Annotated in this window: 14 protein-coding genes and 1 riboswitch; of the genes, 9 read left to right on the top strand and 5 right to left on the bottom strand. The window is 71.5% G+C overall.

Features of this window, described 5'->3' with window-relative positions; translation table 11 throughout:
• The first annotated feature begins 139 nt into the window (after positions 1 to 139).
• Complete coding sequence (gene cdgB, locus ACF1GV_RS25225) at positions 140 to 1,816, top strand: diguanylate cyclase CdgB (RefSeq protein ID WP_391684873.1); 1,677 nt, start codon at positions 140 to 142, stop codon at positions 1,814 to 1,816.
• A 140-nt stretch (positions 1,817 to 1,956) separates the two neighbouring features.
• Complete coding sequence (locus ACF1GV_RS25220) at positions 1,957 to 2,913, top strand: carbohydrate-binding protein (protein WP_391684871.1); 957 nt, start codon at positions 1,957 to 1,959, stop codon at positions 2,911 to 2,913.
• 5 nt (positions 2,914 to 2,918) lie between these two features.
• Here the strand turns inward: ACF1GV_RS25220 and ACF1GV_RS25215 are convergent, their stop codons facing one another.
• The 3 genes from ACF1GV_RS25215 to ACF1GV_RS25205 form a co-directional block, all read right to left on the bottom strand.
• Entirely contained in the window at positions 2,919 to 3,848 is a 930-nt protein-coding gene (locus ACF1GV_RS25215) for a 1-phosphofructokinase family hexose kinase (protein ID WP_391684869.1), read from the bottom strand.
• A gap of 121 nt (positions 3,849 to 3,969) precedes the next feature.
• Positions 3,970 to 5,181, bottom strand: coding sequence for an N-acetylglucosamine-6-phosphate deacetylase (gene nagA / locus ACF1GV_RS25210; protein WP_391684867.1), 1,212 nt, complete (start codon positions 5,179 to 5,181; stop codon positions 3,970 to 3,972).
• A complete protein-coding gene (locus tag ACF1GV_RS25205) occupies positions 5,181 to 6,149 on the bottom strand; it encodes an ROK family protein (protein WP_391684865.1) in 969 nt (322 codons plus the stop codon). Before ACF1GV_RS25205 ends, nagA begins: the two co-directional genes overlap by 1 nt.
• Positions 6,150 to 6,263: 114 nt before the next feature.
• Between ACF1GV_RS25205 and ACF1GV_RS25200 the strand changes: the two genes are divergently transcribed.
• The 3 genes from ACF1GV_RS25200 to otsB all read left to right on the top strand — a co-directional run bounded on the left by ACF1GV_RS25200 (position 6,264) and on the right by otsB (position 8,760).
• Entirely contained in the window at positions 6,264 to 7,532 is a 1,269-nt protein-coding gene (locus ACF1GV_RS25200; RefSeq protein WP_391684863.1) for an ABC transporter substrate-binding protein, read from the top strand.
• 35 nt (positions 7,533 to 7,567) lie between these two features.
• Positions 7,568 to 7,816, top strand: coding sequence for a DUF3263 domain-containing protein (locus ACF1GV_RS25195; RefSeq protein WP_391684861.1), 249 nt, complete (start codon positions 7,568 to 7,570; stop codon positions 7,814 to 7,816).
• An 83-nt stretch (positions 7,817 to 7,899) separates the two neighbouring features.
• A complete protein-coding gene (otsB, locus tag ACF1GV_RS25190) occupies positions 7,900 to 8,760 on the top strand; it encodes a trehalose-phosphatase (RefSeq protein ID WP_391684859.1) in 861 nt (286 codons plus the stop codon).
• 9 nt (positions 8,761 to 8,769) lie between these two features.
• On the opposite strand, the gene ACF1GV_RS25185 is transcribed toward otsB, so the two are convergent.
• On the bottom strand, positions 8,770 to 10,167 hold the full coding sequence (locus ACF1GV_RS25185) for a trehalose-6-phosphate synthase (protein WP_391684857.1): 1,398 nt from the start codon (positions 10,165 to 10,167) through the stop codon (positions 8,770 to 8,772).
• A 181-nt stretch (positions 10,168 to 10,348) separates the two neighbouring features.
• Here ACF1GV_RS25185 and ACF1GV_RS25180 point away from each other — a divergent pair, with 181 nt between their 5' ends.
• On the top strand, positions 10,349 to 11,059 hold the full coding sequence (locus tag ACF1GV_RS25180) for a hypothetical protein (RefSeq protein ID WP_391684855.1): 711 nt from the start codon (positions 10,349 to 10,351) through the stop codon (positions 11,057 to 11,059).
• A 40-nt stretch (positions 11,060 to 11,099) separates the two neighbouring features.
• Here ACF1GV_RS25180 and ACF1GV_RS25175 read toward each other — a convergent pair whose 3' ends face one another.
• A complete protein-coding gene (locus ACF1GV_RS25175; RefSeq protein ID WP_391684853.1) occupies positions 11,100 to 12,044 on the bottom strand; it encodes a glucosyl-3-phosphoglycerate synthase in 945 nt (314 codons plus the stop codon).
• Between the two features lie 168 nt (positions 12,045 to 12,212).
• Positions 12,213 to 12,354: riboswitch (SAM riboswitch) on the top strand.
• An 18-nt stretch (positions 12,355 to 12,372) separates the two neighbouring features.
• On the opposite strand from ACF1GV_RS25175, the gene thrC reads away from it, so the two are divergent.
• The 3 genes from thrC (at position 12,373) to ACF1GV_RS25160 (ending at position 14,625) form a co-directional block, all read left to right on the top strand.
• On the top strand, positions 12,373 to 13,650 hold the full coding sequence (gene thrC, locus ACF1GV_RS25170; protein WP_391684851.1) for a threonine synthase: 1,278 nt from the start codon (positions 12,373 to 12,375) through the stop codon (positions 13,648 to 13,650).
• Positions 13,651 to 13,735: 85 nt separating this feature from the next.
• The gene (locus tag ACF1GV_RS25165) at positions 13,736 to 14,014 is read left to right on the top strand and encodes a MoaD/ThiS family protein (protein WP_363263563.1); all 279 of its coding nucleotides are present in this window, start codon (positions 13,736 to 13,738) and stop codon (positions 14,012 to 14,014) included.
• Between the two features lie 407 nt (positions 14,015 to 14,421).
• Positions 14,422 to 14,625: a cold-shock protein gene (locus ACF1GV_RS25160; RefSeq protein WP_004986573.1), complete on the top strand. Its 204-nt coding sequence runs from the start codon at positions 14,422 to 14,424 to the stop codon at positions 14,623 to 14,625.
• Positions 14,626 to 14,757 lie beyond the last annotated feature (132 nt).

Below are 14,757 nucleotides of genomic sequence, written 5' to 3'. Positions count from 1 at the left end.
ATGTTGACCCTGTGTACCGAGTGAGCAGCGCGCTGTGATTCAGTGGCGAAAGACGCAGAGAGACACGCCACCAGGCTCAGACGACGATACGCCGACGACAACCCTTGATTCGCTGCGAAGTCTCGGGGGGAGGGCGAGCATGGAGACCGAGTCGGAACCCTATGTCCGTCTTGCGTCCCTGCGGCAGTTGCACCAGGTCATGGCGGACATGAACACCGCCCGCAGCCTGGCGGACACCCTGCAGACCGTCGCCGACGGCGTGGTCACCGCCCTCGGCTACGAGCTGGCCTGCGTCAACCTCGTGCGCGCGGACGGCGATCTGGTCGTCGCCGCCTTCGCCGGCAACCCCGCCGCCGAGGCCCTGATCACCGGCCGCGTCGGCTCCCGCCCGTCCTGGGACCGCCGCCTGTCCATGGGCGAGCAGTGGGGCGACCTGGTCTTCATCCCGCACACCGAGGGCTGGGTCCTCGACGACGACGACGTCCCGCAGTGGTACACCGACGGGCCCGCGCCGCGCTTCGAGGACGAGTGGCACCCCTCCGACCGGCTCTTCGCCCCCATGTACGCGCCCGGCGCGCAGGGCGGCCCGCGCGGCGAGCTGCTCGGCGTGCTGTCCGTGGACCGGCCGCGCAACGGCCGCCGGCCCGGCGCCTGGGGCCGCGAGGCGCTGCAGATGTACGCCTTCCAGGCCGCGATCGCGATATCCAACGCCCGGCTGCGCGCCAACATGCAGCGCGCCCTGGTCCGCCTGGAGCGCGAGCAGCAGGCCCTGCGCGCCAGCGAGGAATCCTTCCGCCAGGCATTCGAGTACGCCCCTTCCGGCATGGCCATCGCCGAGATGGGCGGCGACCAGCACGGCCGGATCCTGCGGACCAACGACGCCCTGTGCCGGTTGCTCGGCCGGCCCGCCTCCGCGATGCGCCGCTACTCCTTCTCCGACCTGGTCCACCCCGAGGACATCGGCACACTGCTGCGCACCTCCGCCGAGGGCGGCCGCGCCGAGCTGCGCCTGGGCCGCCGTGACGGCACCTACGTCTGGGTGTCCCTGCGCAACTCCGTCGTCGCGGACACCGCCGACGGCCCGCGTTTCCTGCTCACCCACGTCGAGGACATAGAGGAGCGCAAGCGCCGCGAGCTCCAGCTCGCCCACCGCGCCTCCCACGACTCCCTCACCGGACTGCCCAACTCCGCCGAGCTGCGCTCCCGTCTCGCCGCCCGCCTCTGCCGGCGGCCGCAGACCGCCCACCCCGCGCTCGACGCGTACGACTCCCACGACACCGCCGAGGCCGCCCACGGTCACCCCGCCGCCTTCGACGCGAACGGCCACGGCTTCGACTTCCGGCCCGCCCCCGACGGCTTCGACGCCTACGACCACCATGTGCACACCGTCGCCCCCGAGGAGGAGCGGGACGACGGCGCCAAGGGGCTCGCGGTGCTCTTCTGTGACCTCGACGGCTTCAAGTCGATCAACGACCGGTTCGGGCACAACGCGGGCGACGCGGTCCTCATCGAGGTGGCCCGACGGCTCAGCAACGGTGTGCGCGACGGCGACACCGTCGCCCGGCTCGGCGGCGACGAGTTCGTGATCCTCGCCGACGGCCTCGGCCGCGCCGACGCGCAGGACCTCGCCGTACGCCTGCGCAACGAGATCATCCAGCCGATACGGGCCGAGGGCCGGGCCGTGCGGGTGGGCGCCAGCTTCGGCATCGGCTGGGCGCACTGCGGCATGACGGCCGACGAGGTCCTCAAGTCGGCGGACGAACGGATGTACGTCGAGAAACGATCTCGTCCCAAACAGCACAGGCGCGCCGGGTAATCCGCAGGTCAGCCCGGTCGCGGGGGAAACGGTGCGGTTTGCAGCACCCGTTTGGGTCTTGCAGAGCGGGTAGGCTCGCCCTCTGCCACACCCCACACCAAGGACCCCATCCGCCCCCACCTGTTGAGGAGAACGAAGGGATGACGCCCGGCAACAACGGCCCGAGCACCCCCGAGGACGACGACCCGTTCGGCTACCTCTACGCCGACGGACAGGCCCGGGGTGCGCAGCCGCCCTCGGGAGGCTACGGCTACCCGAACTCCGTCAGCCGGGTGCGCACGGTCGGGGAACGGCAGTACGGGCAGCAGGCGCCGACCGCCGCGCCGTACGGCCAGGTCCCGCAGCAGCAGAGTGCCCAGGGTGCCCACGGCAGGACCAACGCGCATTACGCGGCCCCCGAGACGTTCCCCGGCGGCGCCCCCACCGCCCCGCAGCACCAGGTCGGCGGGTCCGGCCAGGGCGGGCGAGGCCGGGGCCCCAACACCAAGGGCCTGCTGATCGGCGCTATCGCCGTGGTCGCGGCGGTTGTGGTCGGCATCGGCGTGGTGATGATGAACGGCGACTCGGACGAGAAGAAGAACGACCAGGCCGGCACCACCCCCACCCAGTCCCAGCAGAACACCACGCCGAGCCCGTCGTCGAACGCGAGCGGCGACGCGAAGGTGAAACTGCCCACGATCGACGCGAAGGCGCTCCGCCTGGAGGGCGGGGCGACGCTGGCGTCGGACGTGAAGGGCGCCAAGGCGGACGGCGGGGTCTATGTCGCCGGTTTCAACGCCGTCGGCGCCAAGGTCACCTGGACGGTCAACGGCGTCAAGGACAAGGGGTCTTACCGCCTGTACGTGCGGTACGGCATCCCGGGTACCGACGCGAACGCCACGGTGTCGGTCAACGGCACTCCCAAGACCCAGCCGCTGAACATGAAGAACTTCGGTGGCACACCGGCGGGCGTCTGGGAGAAGGGCTGGCAGGAGACCTGGGCCCTCGTGAACCTGACCGAGGGAACGAACACCATCGAGCTCTCCTGCCAGCAGGGCAACCAGTGCAACGCCGTGCTGGACCAGATGTGGCTCACGACGGATCCTCCTTCGGCCTGACGCCGCTAAGCCGCCGTCGCCTCCGCCGTCACCGCCACCTGCCCCAGCAGCTCCTCATAAGCACGCGCGTCGTACTCGCCCGCGGCCGGGGCCAGGACCGTTGCGGTGGACAGGGCCACCGCTCGGGCGAGGCGGTCCGGCCAGGGGAGGTTTTCCACCAGGCCCGAGACCAGGCCGGCGACGGCCGAATCGCCGGCACCGGTCGGGTTGCCGTGGACGCGGGCCGGCGGAGTGGCCCGCCAGCGGCCCTCCGGGGTGGCGGCCAGGAGGCCGTCGGGGCCCAGGGAGGCCACCACCGCGCGCGCCCCGCGCCGCCGGGTGTCCTGCGTCGCGCGCACCGGCTCGTGGGAGCCCGTCAGTTCCGCCAGCTCGTCGGCGTTGGGCTTGACGATGTCCGGGCGGGCGGCGACCCCGCGGCGCAGCGGCTCGCCGCTGGTGTCCAGCAGGACGGGAACGCCCGCCGCACGCGCCGTACGGATCAGGCCCGCGTAAGCGCCCACCGGCACACCGGGCGGCAGGCTGCCGCACAGGGCCACCGCGGACGCACCGGCGATCAGCTCCTCGTAGCGGTCCTGGAAGGCGCCCCACTCGGTGGGCGCGACGAGGGGGCCCGGCTCGTTCAGCTGGGTGGTGTCGCCGCTGTGCCCGTCCACCACGGCGATCGTGCGGCGCGTCGCGCCCGCGACGGGTACCAGAGCGTCCCGGACCCCGGACGTGTCCGTCAGCAGGTCACGGACGACGCGCCCGGTGGCGCCGCCCGCGAAGCCGGTGACCGTCACCTCGTGACCGAGGGCCGCGAGGACCCGCGCCACGTTGACCCCCTTGCCGCCCGGCCGTTCGATGACGTCCGTGACGCGGTGGGAGGTGTGCGGCCGCAGGGAGCGGACGCGGTAGGTGATGTCGAGAGCGGTGTTCAGCGTGACCGTGAGGATCACCTGGGCCGACCTCCCCCCGCATACGTGTGCTGACGTGGACTTCCGGAGGGTCGATCATGCCAAAGAGACGGCGGTCGGCCCAGCCCCGGGACCGGCCACCGCCTCCGTACGAGCGGACGGATCAGGCCAGTTGGGGGCCAACCACCCAGGCGCCGCGGCGCATGACGCCCTTCAGGTCGAAGTGCTCGTCCAGCAGGACCAGGTCGGCGTCCTTGCCCGGATCCAGCGAGCCGACGCGGTCGTCCAGCCCGAGCAGCCGCGCCGGGTTGGCCGACAGCGCCCGCACCGCGTCCTCCACCGGCAGCCGGTCCACCGTCACCGCCCGCTTGAACGCCCGGTCCAGGGTGAGCGTGGAGCCCGCGATCGAACCGCCCTCCACCAGCCGCGCCACCCCGTCCGCGACCTCCACCTCCAGCGGGCCGAGCATGTAGCGGCCGTCGCCGAAGCCGGCCGCGTCCATCGCGTCCGTGATGAACGCGACCCGCGCCGCACCCGCGTGATGGAACGCCAGCTGCAGGGCCGCGGGGTGCAGATGGACCCCGTCGTTGATCAGCTCGACCGTGATCCGCTCGTCCTCCAGCAGCGCCGTGATCGGCCCCGGCGCGCGGTGGCCGATCGGCGGCATCGCGTTGAACAGGTGCGTGGCGACCGTCGCCCCCGCGTCGATCGCCTCCAGGGTCTGCTCGTACGTGGCGTCCGTGTGCCCGATCGCCGCGATCACGCCGTGCTCGGCGAGCAGCCGTACGGAGTCGATGCCGCCCGGCAGCTCGGTGGCGAGCGTGACCATCTTCGCGTGGCCGCGCGCCGCGTCGATCAGCTTGCGCACCTCGGCCGGCTCGGGGTCGCGCAGCAGTTCCTCGGAGTGCGCGCCCTTGCGGCACGGCGAGATGAACGGCCCCTCGAAGTGGATCCCGGCGATGTCGCCCTGCTCGGCCAGCTCGCTCAGCAGCCCGGCGCGCTGCGTCAGGGAGTCCATGTCGTCGGTGACGGTGGAGGCGACGAGGGTGGTGGTGCCGTGCAGACGGTGGGTGTGGATGCCCGTGAGGACGTCCTCGACGGTGCCGGAGGTGAAGGAGGCTCCGCCGCCGCCGTGGTTGTGCAGGTCGACGAAGCCGGGGATCAGCCAGTGGTTTCGTACGTCGATGACCTGGGCGTTCGCCGGTGCCGTACCGGCGATGCGGGTGCCGTCGACCACCACTCGGCCGTCCGGGACGGCTCCCGTGGGAAGGACGACCGTTGCGCCGGACAGCACCAGGGGGGTTCTGTCCGCCGCGGGGTGCGGGTTCGTCGTGGCTGGTCGCGCAGTTCCCCGCGCCCCTGAGGGGGTTGCCATTAGGGCGTTTCCTCCTTGCCGGTCGTGGTGTCCAGGAGATCCCAGGCCAGGAGGCCTGCGCCCAGGCATCCCGCCGTGTCGCCCAGGGCAGCCGGGACGATCTCCGGCAGTTTCTGGAAGGTGACCCGCTGCGCGACCGCGTCGCGCAGCGGTGTGAACAAGGTTTCCCCCGCCTCGGCCAGGCCGCCACCGATGATCAGGGTGCGCGGGTCCAGCAGGGTGAGCGCGGTGACCAGGCCGTCGGCGAGGGCGGCCACCGCCTCCTGCCAGACGCGGACGGCGTTCGGGTCGCCGGACGCGACGGCCTTGGCGCAGTCCGCGGCGTCGGCGTCCGGGTCGCCGCAGGCCTCGGCCCACGCCTGGCTGACGGCCGACGCGGACGCGAACCGTTCCAGGCAGCCGCGCTGCCCGCACGGACAGGGGGTACCCCCGGGCCGTACGACGATGTGGCCGATCTCGCCCGCGAAGCCGTGCGCGCCCGCCTCGACCCGGCCGCCGATGCCGATGGCGCCGGCGATCCCGGTGCCCAGCGGCACGAACAGATAGCGGTCGGCGCCCCGGCCCGCGCCCAGGCGGCCCTCGGCGAGCCCGCCGGCCCGCACGTCGTGGCCCAGGGCGACGGGTGCGCCGAGCCGCTTGGCGAGCAGGTCGCGCAGAGGAAGGTCGCGCCAGCCGAGGTTGGCGGCGTAGGCGGCGAGGCCGCGTTGTTCGTCGACGATGCCGGGGACGACGACGCCGGCCGCGGCGGCGGGCTCGCCGAGGGCCGCCTCACCGTGGGCGCGCAGGTCCGCGGCGAAGCCGAGGATGTGCTCGACGACCGCGTCGGGCCCGCGCTCGCGGCCGGTGGGCCGGCGTGCCTGGTGGAGCAGTGCGCCGTCCGCCCCGACCAGGGCGGCCTTCATCCCGGTGCCGCCCACGTCGAGGGCGATGACATGTCTCACGGGGGACAGTGTGGCCCCACCACCCATGAGAGGTCTAGTCCACTCGCATGGTGTAGACCTTAATCCGTTAATCGGAAAGTGGTTCAGACGTCCGGCGTGCCAGAGGTCGGCGGACGTCTACGAGGGTGGGGAGCCGGAGCGGTGCAGCGGCGAAGGACGACGACGATCGCGGTGATCTCCGCGCTGGGCCTGACGGCGGTACTCACCGGCTGCGGCGTCACCGGAGGCTCCGGTGACGTGACCCTCAAGCTGGTTGCCGCCGACTACGGCGACAACGACACCAACAGCTCCCGGCACTACTGGGACGACCTCGTCAAGGACTACGAGGCCCAGCACCCCGGCGTGAAGGTCGACGTCAGCGTCTACTCGTGGACCGACGTCGACCGCAAGGTCAAGGAGATGACCGAGGCCGGCCAGGCGCCCGACATGGCCCAGATCGGCGCCTACGCCGACTACGCCGCCAAGGACGAGCTGTACCGGGCCGACGACGTGCTCTCCATCTCCACCCAGGCCGACTTCGTCTCCCAGCTGGTGTCGGCCGGGCAGGTGCACGGGGTGCAGTACGGCATGCCGTTCGCGGCCTCCACCCGGCTGCTCTTCTACAACAAGACCCTGTTCGACCAGGCGCACATCGACCCGCCCAAGACCTGGGACGAGCTGGCCGCCGACGCCCGGGCGCTCAAGGACAAGGGCGTGAAGTACCCCTACGCGCTGCCCCTCGGGCCGGAGGAGGCCCAGGCGGAGACGATGCAGTGGCTGCTCAGCGGCGGGGGCGGCTACGTCGACACCGTCGGCACCTACGGCATCGACGCCTCGCAGAACGTCCAGACCTTCACCTGGCTGAAGAACGAGCTGGTCGGCAAGGACCTCACGGGTCCCGTCGCGCCGGGCAAGCTGAACCGTGCCGACGCCTTCACCGCCTTCGCCGACGGCGAGGTCGGCATGCTCAACGGGCATCCGTCGCTGATGCAGATGGCCGCCAAGAAGGGCGTGAAGTTCGGCATGGTCACCATGCCGGGCGTGAACGGGCCCAGCCGGTCCGTGATGGGCGTGGCCGACTGGATGATGGCCTTCAAGAAGAACGGCCACCGCGAGCAGATCCGCGACTTCCTCGACTTCGTCTACAGCGAGAAGAACGTCCTCGACTTCTCCCGCACCTACGACCTGCTGCCGGTCACCACCACGGCCTCCGCGGCGATGAGCGGCTCCGACCAGGACAAGGACATCCGCCCGTTCCTGCAGCAGCTGCCGCTCAGCGAGCTGTACCCGGTCGGCAAGACGTCCTGGGCGTCGGTCAGCGCCGACATCAAGAAGCGGATCGGGCAGGCCGTCGATCCCACGGGCAGCGCCGTGTCCGTCCTCGGGCAGATCCAGTCGGCGGCGGTCGCGGCGGACAGCGCGCAGCCCTAGCGGGACTGTCAGTGGGCGGCGGTACGGTTTCGGGCATGGACGCATCCGAGATGGGCCGGCCGCCGCTGGGCGAGCGCGAGCAGGCCGTCCTCGCGCTGGAGCGCCGGGGCTTTCCCGGCCCCGGCGCGAAGGAGCGCGCCATCCGCGAGGAGCTGGGCCTCGCCCCGGTCCGCTACTACCAGCTGCTCAACGCCCTCCTGGACGACACCCGCGCCCTCGCCCACGACCCGGTGACGGTGAACAGGCTCAGACGGATACGGGACGCCCGCCGCGCCGAGCGGTGACGACACCGTCTCCCGGCCACACCGTTCCCCAGCGAGACCGTTCCCCAGGTTCGGCAGGGCTCGTCCGGGGATAGGTTCGCGGTATGGGCAGCCATGACACGTACGCCACGGACCTTCCCGAACCGGTGACCGCGCAGGGCCGCGAGGGCCTCGACGCCGTCCTCGCCCGCCCCGGCAAGGCGGTGATCGGCCTCGACTTCGACGGCACGCTCGCCCCCATCGTCGCCGACCCCGATCAGGCCCGCGCCCACCCGGACGCGGTACCGGCCCTCGCCCGCCTCGCCCCCGAGGTCGCCTCGATCGCTGTGGTCACCGGCCGCCCCGCGGGGGTCGCCGTGCGCAACGGCGGCTTCGCGGGCGTGCCCGGTCTGGAGCGCCTCGTCGTCCTCGGTCACTACGGCGCCGAACGCTGGGAGGCCGCCACCGGTGAGCTGACCGCCCCGCCGCCCCACCCCGGCGTCGCGGGGGTGCGCGCCGAGCTGCCCGGGCTGCTGGACTCGGTCGGCGCCTGGCGCGGCACATGGATCGAGGAGAAGGGCCGCGCGGTCGCCGTGCACACCCGCCGCGCCGAGGATCCGCAGGCCGCGTTCGAGGCGCTGCGCGAGCCGCTGGCGGACCTTGCGGCGCGGCACGGACTGATCGTCGAGCCCGGACGCCTGGTCCTGGAGCTGCGCCCGCCCGGCGTCGACAAGGGGGTGGCGCTGACGGAGTACGTCCGCGCGGTGGGCGCCGAGTCCGTCGTCTACGCCGGCGACGACCTGGGCGACCTGCCCGCCTTCGCCGCCGTCGAGGCACTGCGCTTGGAGGGCGTCCCGGGTCTGCTGGTGTGCAGCGGCAGCTCGGAGGTCACCGAGCTGTCGAAGCGGGCGGACGTGGTGGTCGACGGCCCGGAGGGAGTCGTACGACTGCTGGCGGCACTGGCGGACCGGGTGGCCAGGCCCTAGCCGCGCGGGTCACCCCTGCAACGCCTGAAGCTGTTCCAGGAACCACTTCGCCGGCGGCAGTGCGGTCGCCGCTGCCGCCAGCCGCTTGGCGCGGTCGTTGCGCTCGCCCACCGGCATGCTCAACGCCTCGTGCAGCGCGGCCGCCGTACCGGTCACGTCGTACGGGTTGACCGCGATCGCGTCCTCGCCCAGCTCCTCGAACGCCCCGGCCTCCCGCGACAGCACCAGCGCGCAGCCCTCGTCGGAGACGAGCGGCACCTCCTTGGCGACCAGGTTCATCCCGTCCCGGATCGGGTTCACCAGCGCCACGTCCGCGAGCCGGTACGCCGCCAGCGAGCGCGCGAAGTCGTCCTCGACGTGCAGCACGACCGGCGTCCAGCCGTCCGTGCCGTAGTCGGCGTTGATCTCCTGCGCGACCCGCTGCACCTCGGCCGTGTAGTCCCGGTAGACGGCGAGGTCCTGCCGGGACGGGTAGGCGAACGCCACGTGCACGACCCGCTCGCGCCACTCGGGGTGGTCCTCGAGCAGCTGCCGGTACGCCAGCATCCCGCGCACGATGTTCTTGGACAGCTCGGTGCGGTCCACCCGCACGATCGTCCTGCGGCCCGCGCCGATCTGCTGCCGCAGCGCCGCCATCCGCTCACCCACGTCGGCCCGGTGAGCCCGCTCGCGCAGGAAGTCGGCGTCCGCGCCGAGTCCGTGCACCCCGATCCGGGTGCTGCCGAGCCCGTCCGCGAACTGCTCGCAGCAGGCCGTGAAGGCGTCCGCCCAGCGCCGGGTGAGGAAGCCGAGCCGGTCCGCGCCCAGCATCCCCTCGAGGACCTGCCGCGCGATGTCGTCCGGCAGCATCCGGAAGTACTCCGGCGGCGCCCACGGCGTGTGCGAGAAGTGCCCGATGCGCAGATCGGGCCGCAGCTCGCGGAGCATCCCCGGCACCAGGGTCAGGTGGTAGTCCTGCACGATCACCACCGCGCCGTCGGCGGCCTCCTCGGCCAGCGCCTCGGCGAACGCCCGGTTGTACGTCTCGTACGACGCCCACTGCCTGCGGAACTCGGCGTCGAAGACCGGTTCCAGCGGCGTCTGGTACAGCATGTGGTGCACGAACCAGAGCACGGAGTTCGCGATGCCGTTGTAGGCGTCGGCGTGTACGTCGGCCGGGACGTCCAGCATCCGCACGCCCTGCTCGCCGACCCCGCGCCGTACCGCCTCGCGGTCGCCGTCGGACAGCGCGGAGCACACCCACAGCGCCCCTGCCTCCGGTCCGATGGCCGACAGTCCGGACACCAGCCCGCCGCCGCCGCGTTTGGCGGTGAGTGAGCCGTCGTCGCCCACCGAGTACGACACCGGGCCGCGGTTGGACGCGACCAGCACCCGAGCCTTCTGATCAGCAGCGTGCGTGGAAGCCATACGCCTCAACCTAGCCCGCACCGGAAAAACTCAAACGTATGGCCGGTTTCGGTGGCCGGTCGTATGCGGCCGACCGCTTGTGGAGATCCTGTGAACAGGACAAGATGCGCTCTACACGGAACGACCGGTACGCCAGGGGGGCGGGTTGATCATGATGGGTATACATGGCCACAGACGTGGGGTGGGGGGCCGTGGAGTCTCCGGTCTCGCGGCGCTGGTGACGGCAGCCGCGCTGGCCCTCGCCGGCTGCCAGGGCGGCGGCGGTGACGGCAAGGCCGTCCAGCAGACCGCGCCGGTGACCAAAGCCGCACCGAGCACGTCGGCTCCCAAGCCGGAGCCGTCCCCGGCGAGCAGCAGCCCGAGTCCGGTGGCCGAGCCCACCGTCGTCACGATCAGCGACCACACCGGGACGGCTGTCGGCCGGGCCGTCGCCGCGGCCCGCGCGAGCGGCCTGCGCTACGCCGTCTACCTCCAGGGCACCGGGGCCTCCCTCGACGGCGGCGGCCGGACGGCCTCCTCCTGGGGCGCGGGCGAGAAGGTCTGCGAGCAGATCGACGACCCCGCCGACCGCACCCCCTCCTTCGACGTCGCCTTCGTCGTCGCCCGGGACGGGCGGGACTGCGACGGGCGTCTGCTGCACACCCCGGAGCCGACGAGGACCGCCGCGGGTGGCGGGACGAGCGGGGGGTCGAGCGGCGGGACCAGCGGTGCGACCAGCGGCGGCAGCAGGACCTGCGCGATCACCAGCCCCGCGGGCAACTGCTACGCCGACGGCCAGTTCTGCGCCGGCCGCCACCACGGTCTGAGCACCTACGGCAAGGGCGGCGAGTACCTGACGTGTGAGCAGGACTCGGCGGGCCGCTGGCGCTGGTCCGACGGCCAGGCAGGCTGACGGACACCCATCGCACGCCGCCTTCCGGGGGCGACCCGCCTCACGCCACCTTTCGCGCCGCGTACTCCGCGATCTCCGTCATCGGCGGGCGCTCCTCCGTGTCCACGGAGTACGTGCGCGGCTCGAAGCCGTCCTCGCTCCGCTCGAACTGGGTCAGCGACGGCCGGATCAGATGGCCGCGGGCCAGCCGGAGCTGGGCGGTGCGGTAGATCGCCGCCGCCATCCGGCCGAGGGCCTGACCGTCCTGGTGGCGGTGGATGCGCACGCCGACATCGACCTGGGCGAGGGCGTCGAGGCCGACCAGGTGCAGGGCGTCGACCAGCATGCCCAGCTCCACGCCGTAGCCGACCGGGAAGGGCAGCTGTTCCAGCAGGCTGCGGCGGGCCGCGTACTCGCCGCCGAGCGGCTGCACGAAGCCCGCCAGCTGCGGCCAGTGCATGTTCAGCAGCGGGCGGGCCATCAGCTCGGTGACCCGGCCGCCCTGGCCCGCCGCGCCGGCCAGCGGGCGGTCGTACATCGCCTTGACCAGCTGGACCTCGGGGTCGGTGAGGAGCGGGCCGACGATGCCCGTCACGAAGTCGGAGGAGAACTCCTTCAGGTCCGCGTCGACGAAACAGACGATGTCGCCGTCGGTGACCAGCAGGGAGCGCCACAGCACCTCGCCCTTGCCGGGGACGGCGGGGACGCGCGGCAGTATCTCGTCGCGGTGGACGACCCGGGCGCCCGCGGCCGCGGCCACCTCGGCGGTACGGTCGGTGGAGCCCGAGTCGACCACGACCACCTCGTCGACCAGCGGAACCTGCTGCATGAGGTCGTGCCGGACGATCGCGACGATGTCGCCGACCGTCTCCTCCTCGTTCAGCGCCGGCAGCACGACGGAGACCGTCTGCCCCGTGGCGCGCTTGGCGGCCAGGATCTGGTGCAGGGGTCGATCGGTCACCGACCAGGAGCGACTGCTCAGCCAGCGCTCAACTTCTTCAAGCACGGTCTGCGGCTCCTCACTGTCGTGATCACACCGGCTCACATCGGGTGATCGTGTGATCCATCTCGCGGTTCGGACGACTATCTCAACTGTCCTGGCCTTCGGTTACAGTCTTGAACAACGCTGATGACCATCGCATGTCGGGGGTCGCCCGCGTTCACAACCGAATACCGCTCATCCAGAGGGGCAGAGGGACACGGCCCGGTGAAGCCCCGGCAACCACCCTGATTCCGGACTCGTTCACGCGAGGCTCCCGGCCGGGGAAGGTGCCAATTCCGTCTCACGGCGAGATGCGTCGTGGGGAAGATGAGGAGAAAGGGCCTCGCCTCACATGGCTGCGCAGACAGTTACCAGCACCTCCACCGTCGACCTCGGTCCCGCCGCGGCCCTGAGCTGCCGCGAGTGCGGTCACCGGGTCCCGCTGGGCCCGGTTTTCGCGTGCGAGGAGTGTTTCGGCCCGCTCGAGATCGCCTATGACTTCTCGGCCTACGACACCGAGGAACTCCGCAAGCGTATCGAGGCGGGTCCCGCGAACATCTGGCGTTACGCCCCGCTGCTGCCCGTCCCCGCGGACGTGGCCGACAAGCCGAACATCAACCCCGGCTGGACCAAGCTCGTCAAGGCCGACCACCTCGCCGCCGAGCTCGGCGTGACCGGTGGTCTGTACGTCAAGGACGACTCGGGCAACCCGACCCACTCCTTCAAGGACCGCGTGGTCGCGCAGGCGCTGGAGGCGGCACGCGCCTTCGGCTTCACCACCCTGTCCTGCTCTTCCACCGGCAACCTGGCCGGCGCCGTCGGCGCCGCCGCCGCGCGGGCCGGCTTCCGCTCCTGCGTGTTCATTCCGCACGACCTGGAGCAGGGCAAGGTCGTCATGGCCGCGATCTACGGCGGCGAGCTCGTCGGCATCGAGGGCAACTACGACGACGTGAACCGCTTCTGCTCCGAGCTGATCGGCGACCCGGCCGGCGAGGGCTGGGGCTTCGTCAACGTCAACCTGCGGCCGTACTACGCCGAGGGCTCCAAGACCCTGGCGTACGAGATCTGCGAGCAGCTCGGCTGGCAGCTGCCCGACCAGCTCGTCGTCCCGATCGCCTCCGGCTCGCAGCTCACCAAGGTCGACAAGGGCCTGCAGGAGCTCATCAAGCTGGGCCTGGTCGAGGACAAGCCGTACAAGATCTTCGGTGCGCAGGCCGAGGGTTGCTCGCCGGTGTCCACGGCCTTCAAGGCCGGGCACGACGTGGTGCGCCCGCAGAAGCCGAACACCATCGCCAAGTCGCTGGCGATCGGCAACCCGGCCGACGGGCCGTACGTCCTGGACATCGCGCGCCGCACGGGCGGCGCGGTGGAGGACGTCACCGACGAGCAGGTCGTCGACGCGATCAAGCTGCTGGCCCGCACGGAGGGGATCTTCGCGGAGACCGCCGGTGGGGTGACGGTGGGTGTGACCCGCAAGCTGATCGAGAACGGTTTGCTGGACCCGACGAAGACCACGGTGGTGCTGAACACGGGTGATGGGCTGAAGACCCTCGACGCGGTCGCCGGTACGGGACTGACCGCGACGATCCGACCCACCCTCGACTCGTTCCGCGACGCGGGTCTCGTCTGAGAGACCATCGTCTGCGGACCGCGGGGGGCTGGTCGCGCAGTTCCCCGCGCCCCTTCAGGGCGCCTATCCCACCGGAGGTTTCCACGTGAGCGTCACTGTCCGCATCCCCACCATCCTGCGCACCTACACCGGTGGCCAGGCCGAGGTTCCCGCCGACGGGGCGACCCTCGCCGAGGTCATCGCGGACCTGGAGAAGAACCACACCGGCATCGCCGCGCGGGTGCTGGACGACCAGGGCAAGCTGCGCCGGTTCGTCAACGTGTACGTCAATGACGACGACGTGCGCTTCGAGCAGGGTCTGGAGACGGCCACCCCGGACGGCGCGGGTGTGTCGATCATTCCGGCGGTCGCCGGCGGCTGCTGACACACAGAGTTCCTCGGGCTGCCCCTTCCGTGAGAGAAACGGAGGGGGCAATTCCATGTGATTAGGCGCGGTAGAGTTGGGGAACGCGCCCCGGAATCGACGGGGCGTGATCTCTGGAACCTGCTGCACGGGCGACAAGAAGTAGCCAAAGTATGCGGGTCTTTTGTCTTTTTTGCACCCTTTGAACGGCCCGACTTGCTCGGAATTCAGGTGAATTCTCGCGAGATTTCGGGCCCGGGTCGTCCAGATTTCTCGTCCGATTGACCTGTTGCAGACGGCAGTTGGACAGATACATTCAGCCGCGGTCGACGCGTTCCGGCGCACGCCCCCACCCATCGGGGGGTGAGGTCTGACCCGGATCCGCGAAGTGCGGATCTGTGCAAGGGCCAGTAATAGGGGAGTTAGGCATGGCTCAGGGCACCGTCAAGTGGTTCAACGCGGAGAAGGGCTACGGCTTCATCGCGGTCGACGGTGGTGCGGACGTCTTCGTCCACTACAGCGCCATCCAGATGGACGGCTACCGCACCCTGGAGGAGGGCCAGCGGGTCGAGTTCGAGATCTCGCAGGGCCAGAAGGGTCCGCAGGCCGACATGGTTCGCGTCACCGCCTGAACGTTCTTTCACGCACGTAGGGCCCGCACCTCGCACAGGGTGCGGGCCCTTCGGCGTGTCCAGGGCGCCGTGCGGCGGTGTTCGCGGGCGGCTGACGAGGGGGGCGGATGCGGGGGAGGCGCTTGCACTCGC

It is taken from the genome of Streptomyces sp. NPDC014006 (genome assembly GCF_043088925.1).
Taxonomy (GTDB): Bacteria; Actinomycetota; Actinomycetes; order Streptomycetales; family Streptomycetaceae; genus Streptomyces.
The sequence above is the reverse complement of the archived record's forward strand: the minus strand, read 5'-3'. Positions and strand labels throughout refer to the sequence as shown.

Coding starts and splice junctions, on each gene's coding strand:
- otsB (WP_391684859.1), top strand. CDS start 7,900: ATGGGCAGCCATGACACGTACGCCACGGACCTTCCCGAACCGGTGACC.
- nagA (WP_391684867.1), bottom strand. CDS start 5,181: ATGGCAACCCCCTCAGGGGCGCGGGGAACTGCGCGACCAGCCACGACG.
- ACF1GV_RS25205 (WP_391684865.1), bottom strand. CDS start 6,149: ATGGGTGGTGGGGCCACACTGTCCCCCGTGAGACATGTCATCGCCCTC.
- thrC (WP_391684851.1), top strand. CDS start 12,373: ATGGCTGCGCAGACAGTTACCAGCACCTCCACCGTCGACCTCGGTCCC.
- ACF1GV_RS25195 (WP_391684861.1), top strand. CDS start 7,568: ATGGACGCATCCGAGATGGGCCGGCCGCCGCTGGGCGAGCGCGAGCAG.
- ACF1GV_RS25220 (WP_391684871.1), top strand. CDS start 1,957: ATGACGCCCGGCAACAACGGCCCGAGCACCCCCGAGGACGACGACCCG.
- ACF1GV_RS25185 (WP_391684857.1), bottom strand. CDS start 10,167: ATGGCTTCCACGCACGCTGCTGATCAGAAGGCTCGGGTGCTGGTCGCG.
- cdgB (WP_391684873.1), top strand. CDS start 140: ATGGAGACCGAGTCGGAACCCTATGTCCGTCTTGCGTCCCTGCGGCAG.
- ACF1GV_RS25160 (WP_004986573.1), top strand. CDS start 14,422: ATGGCTCAGGGCACCGTCAAGTGGTTCAACGCGGAGAAGGGCTACGGC.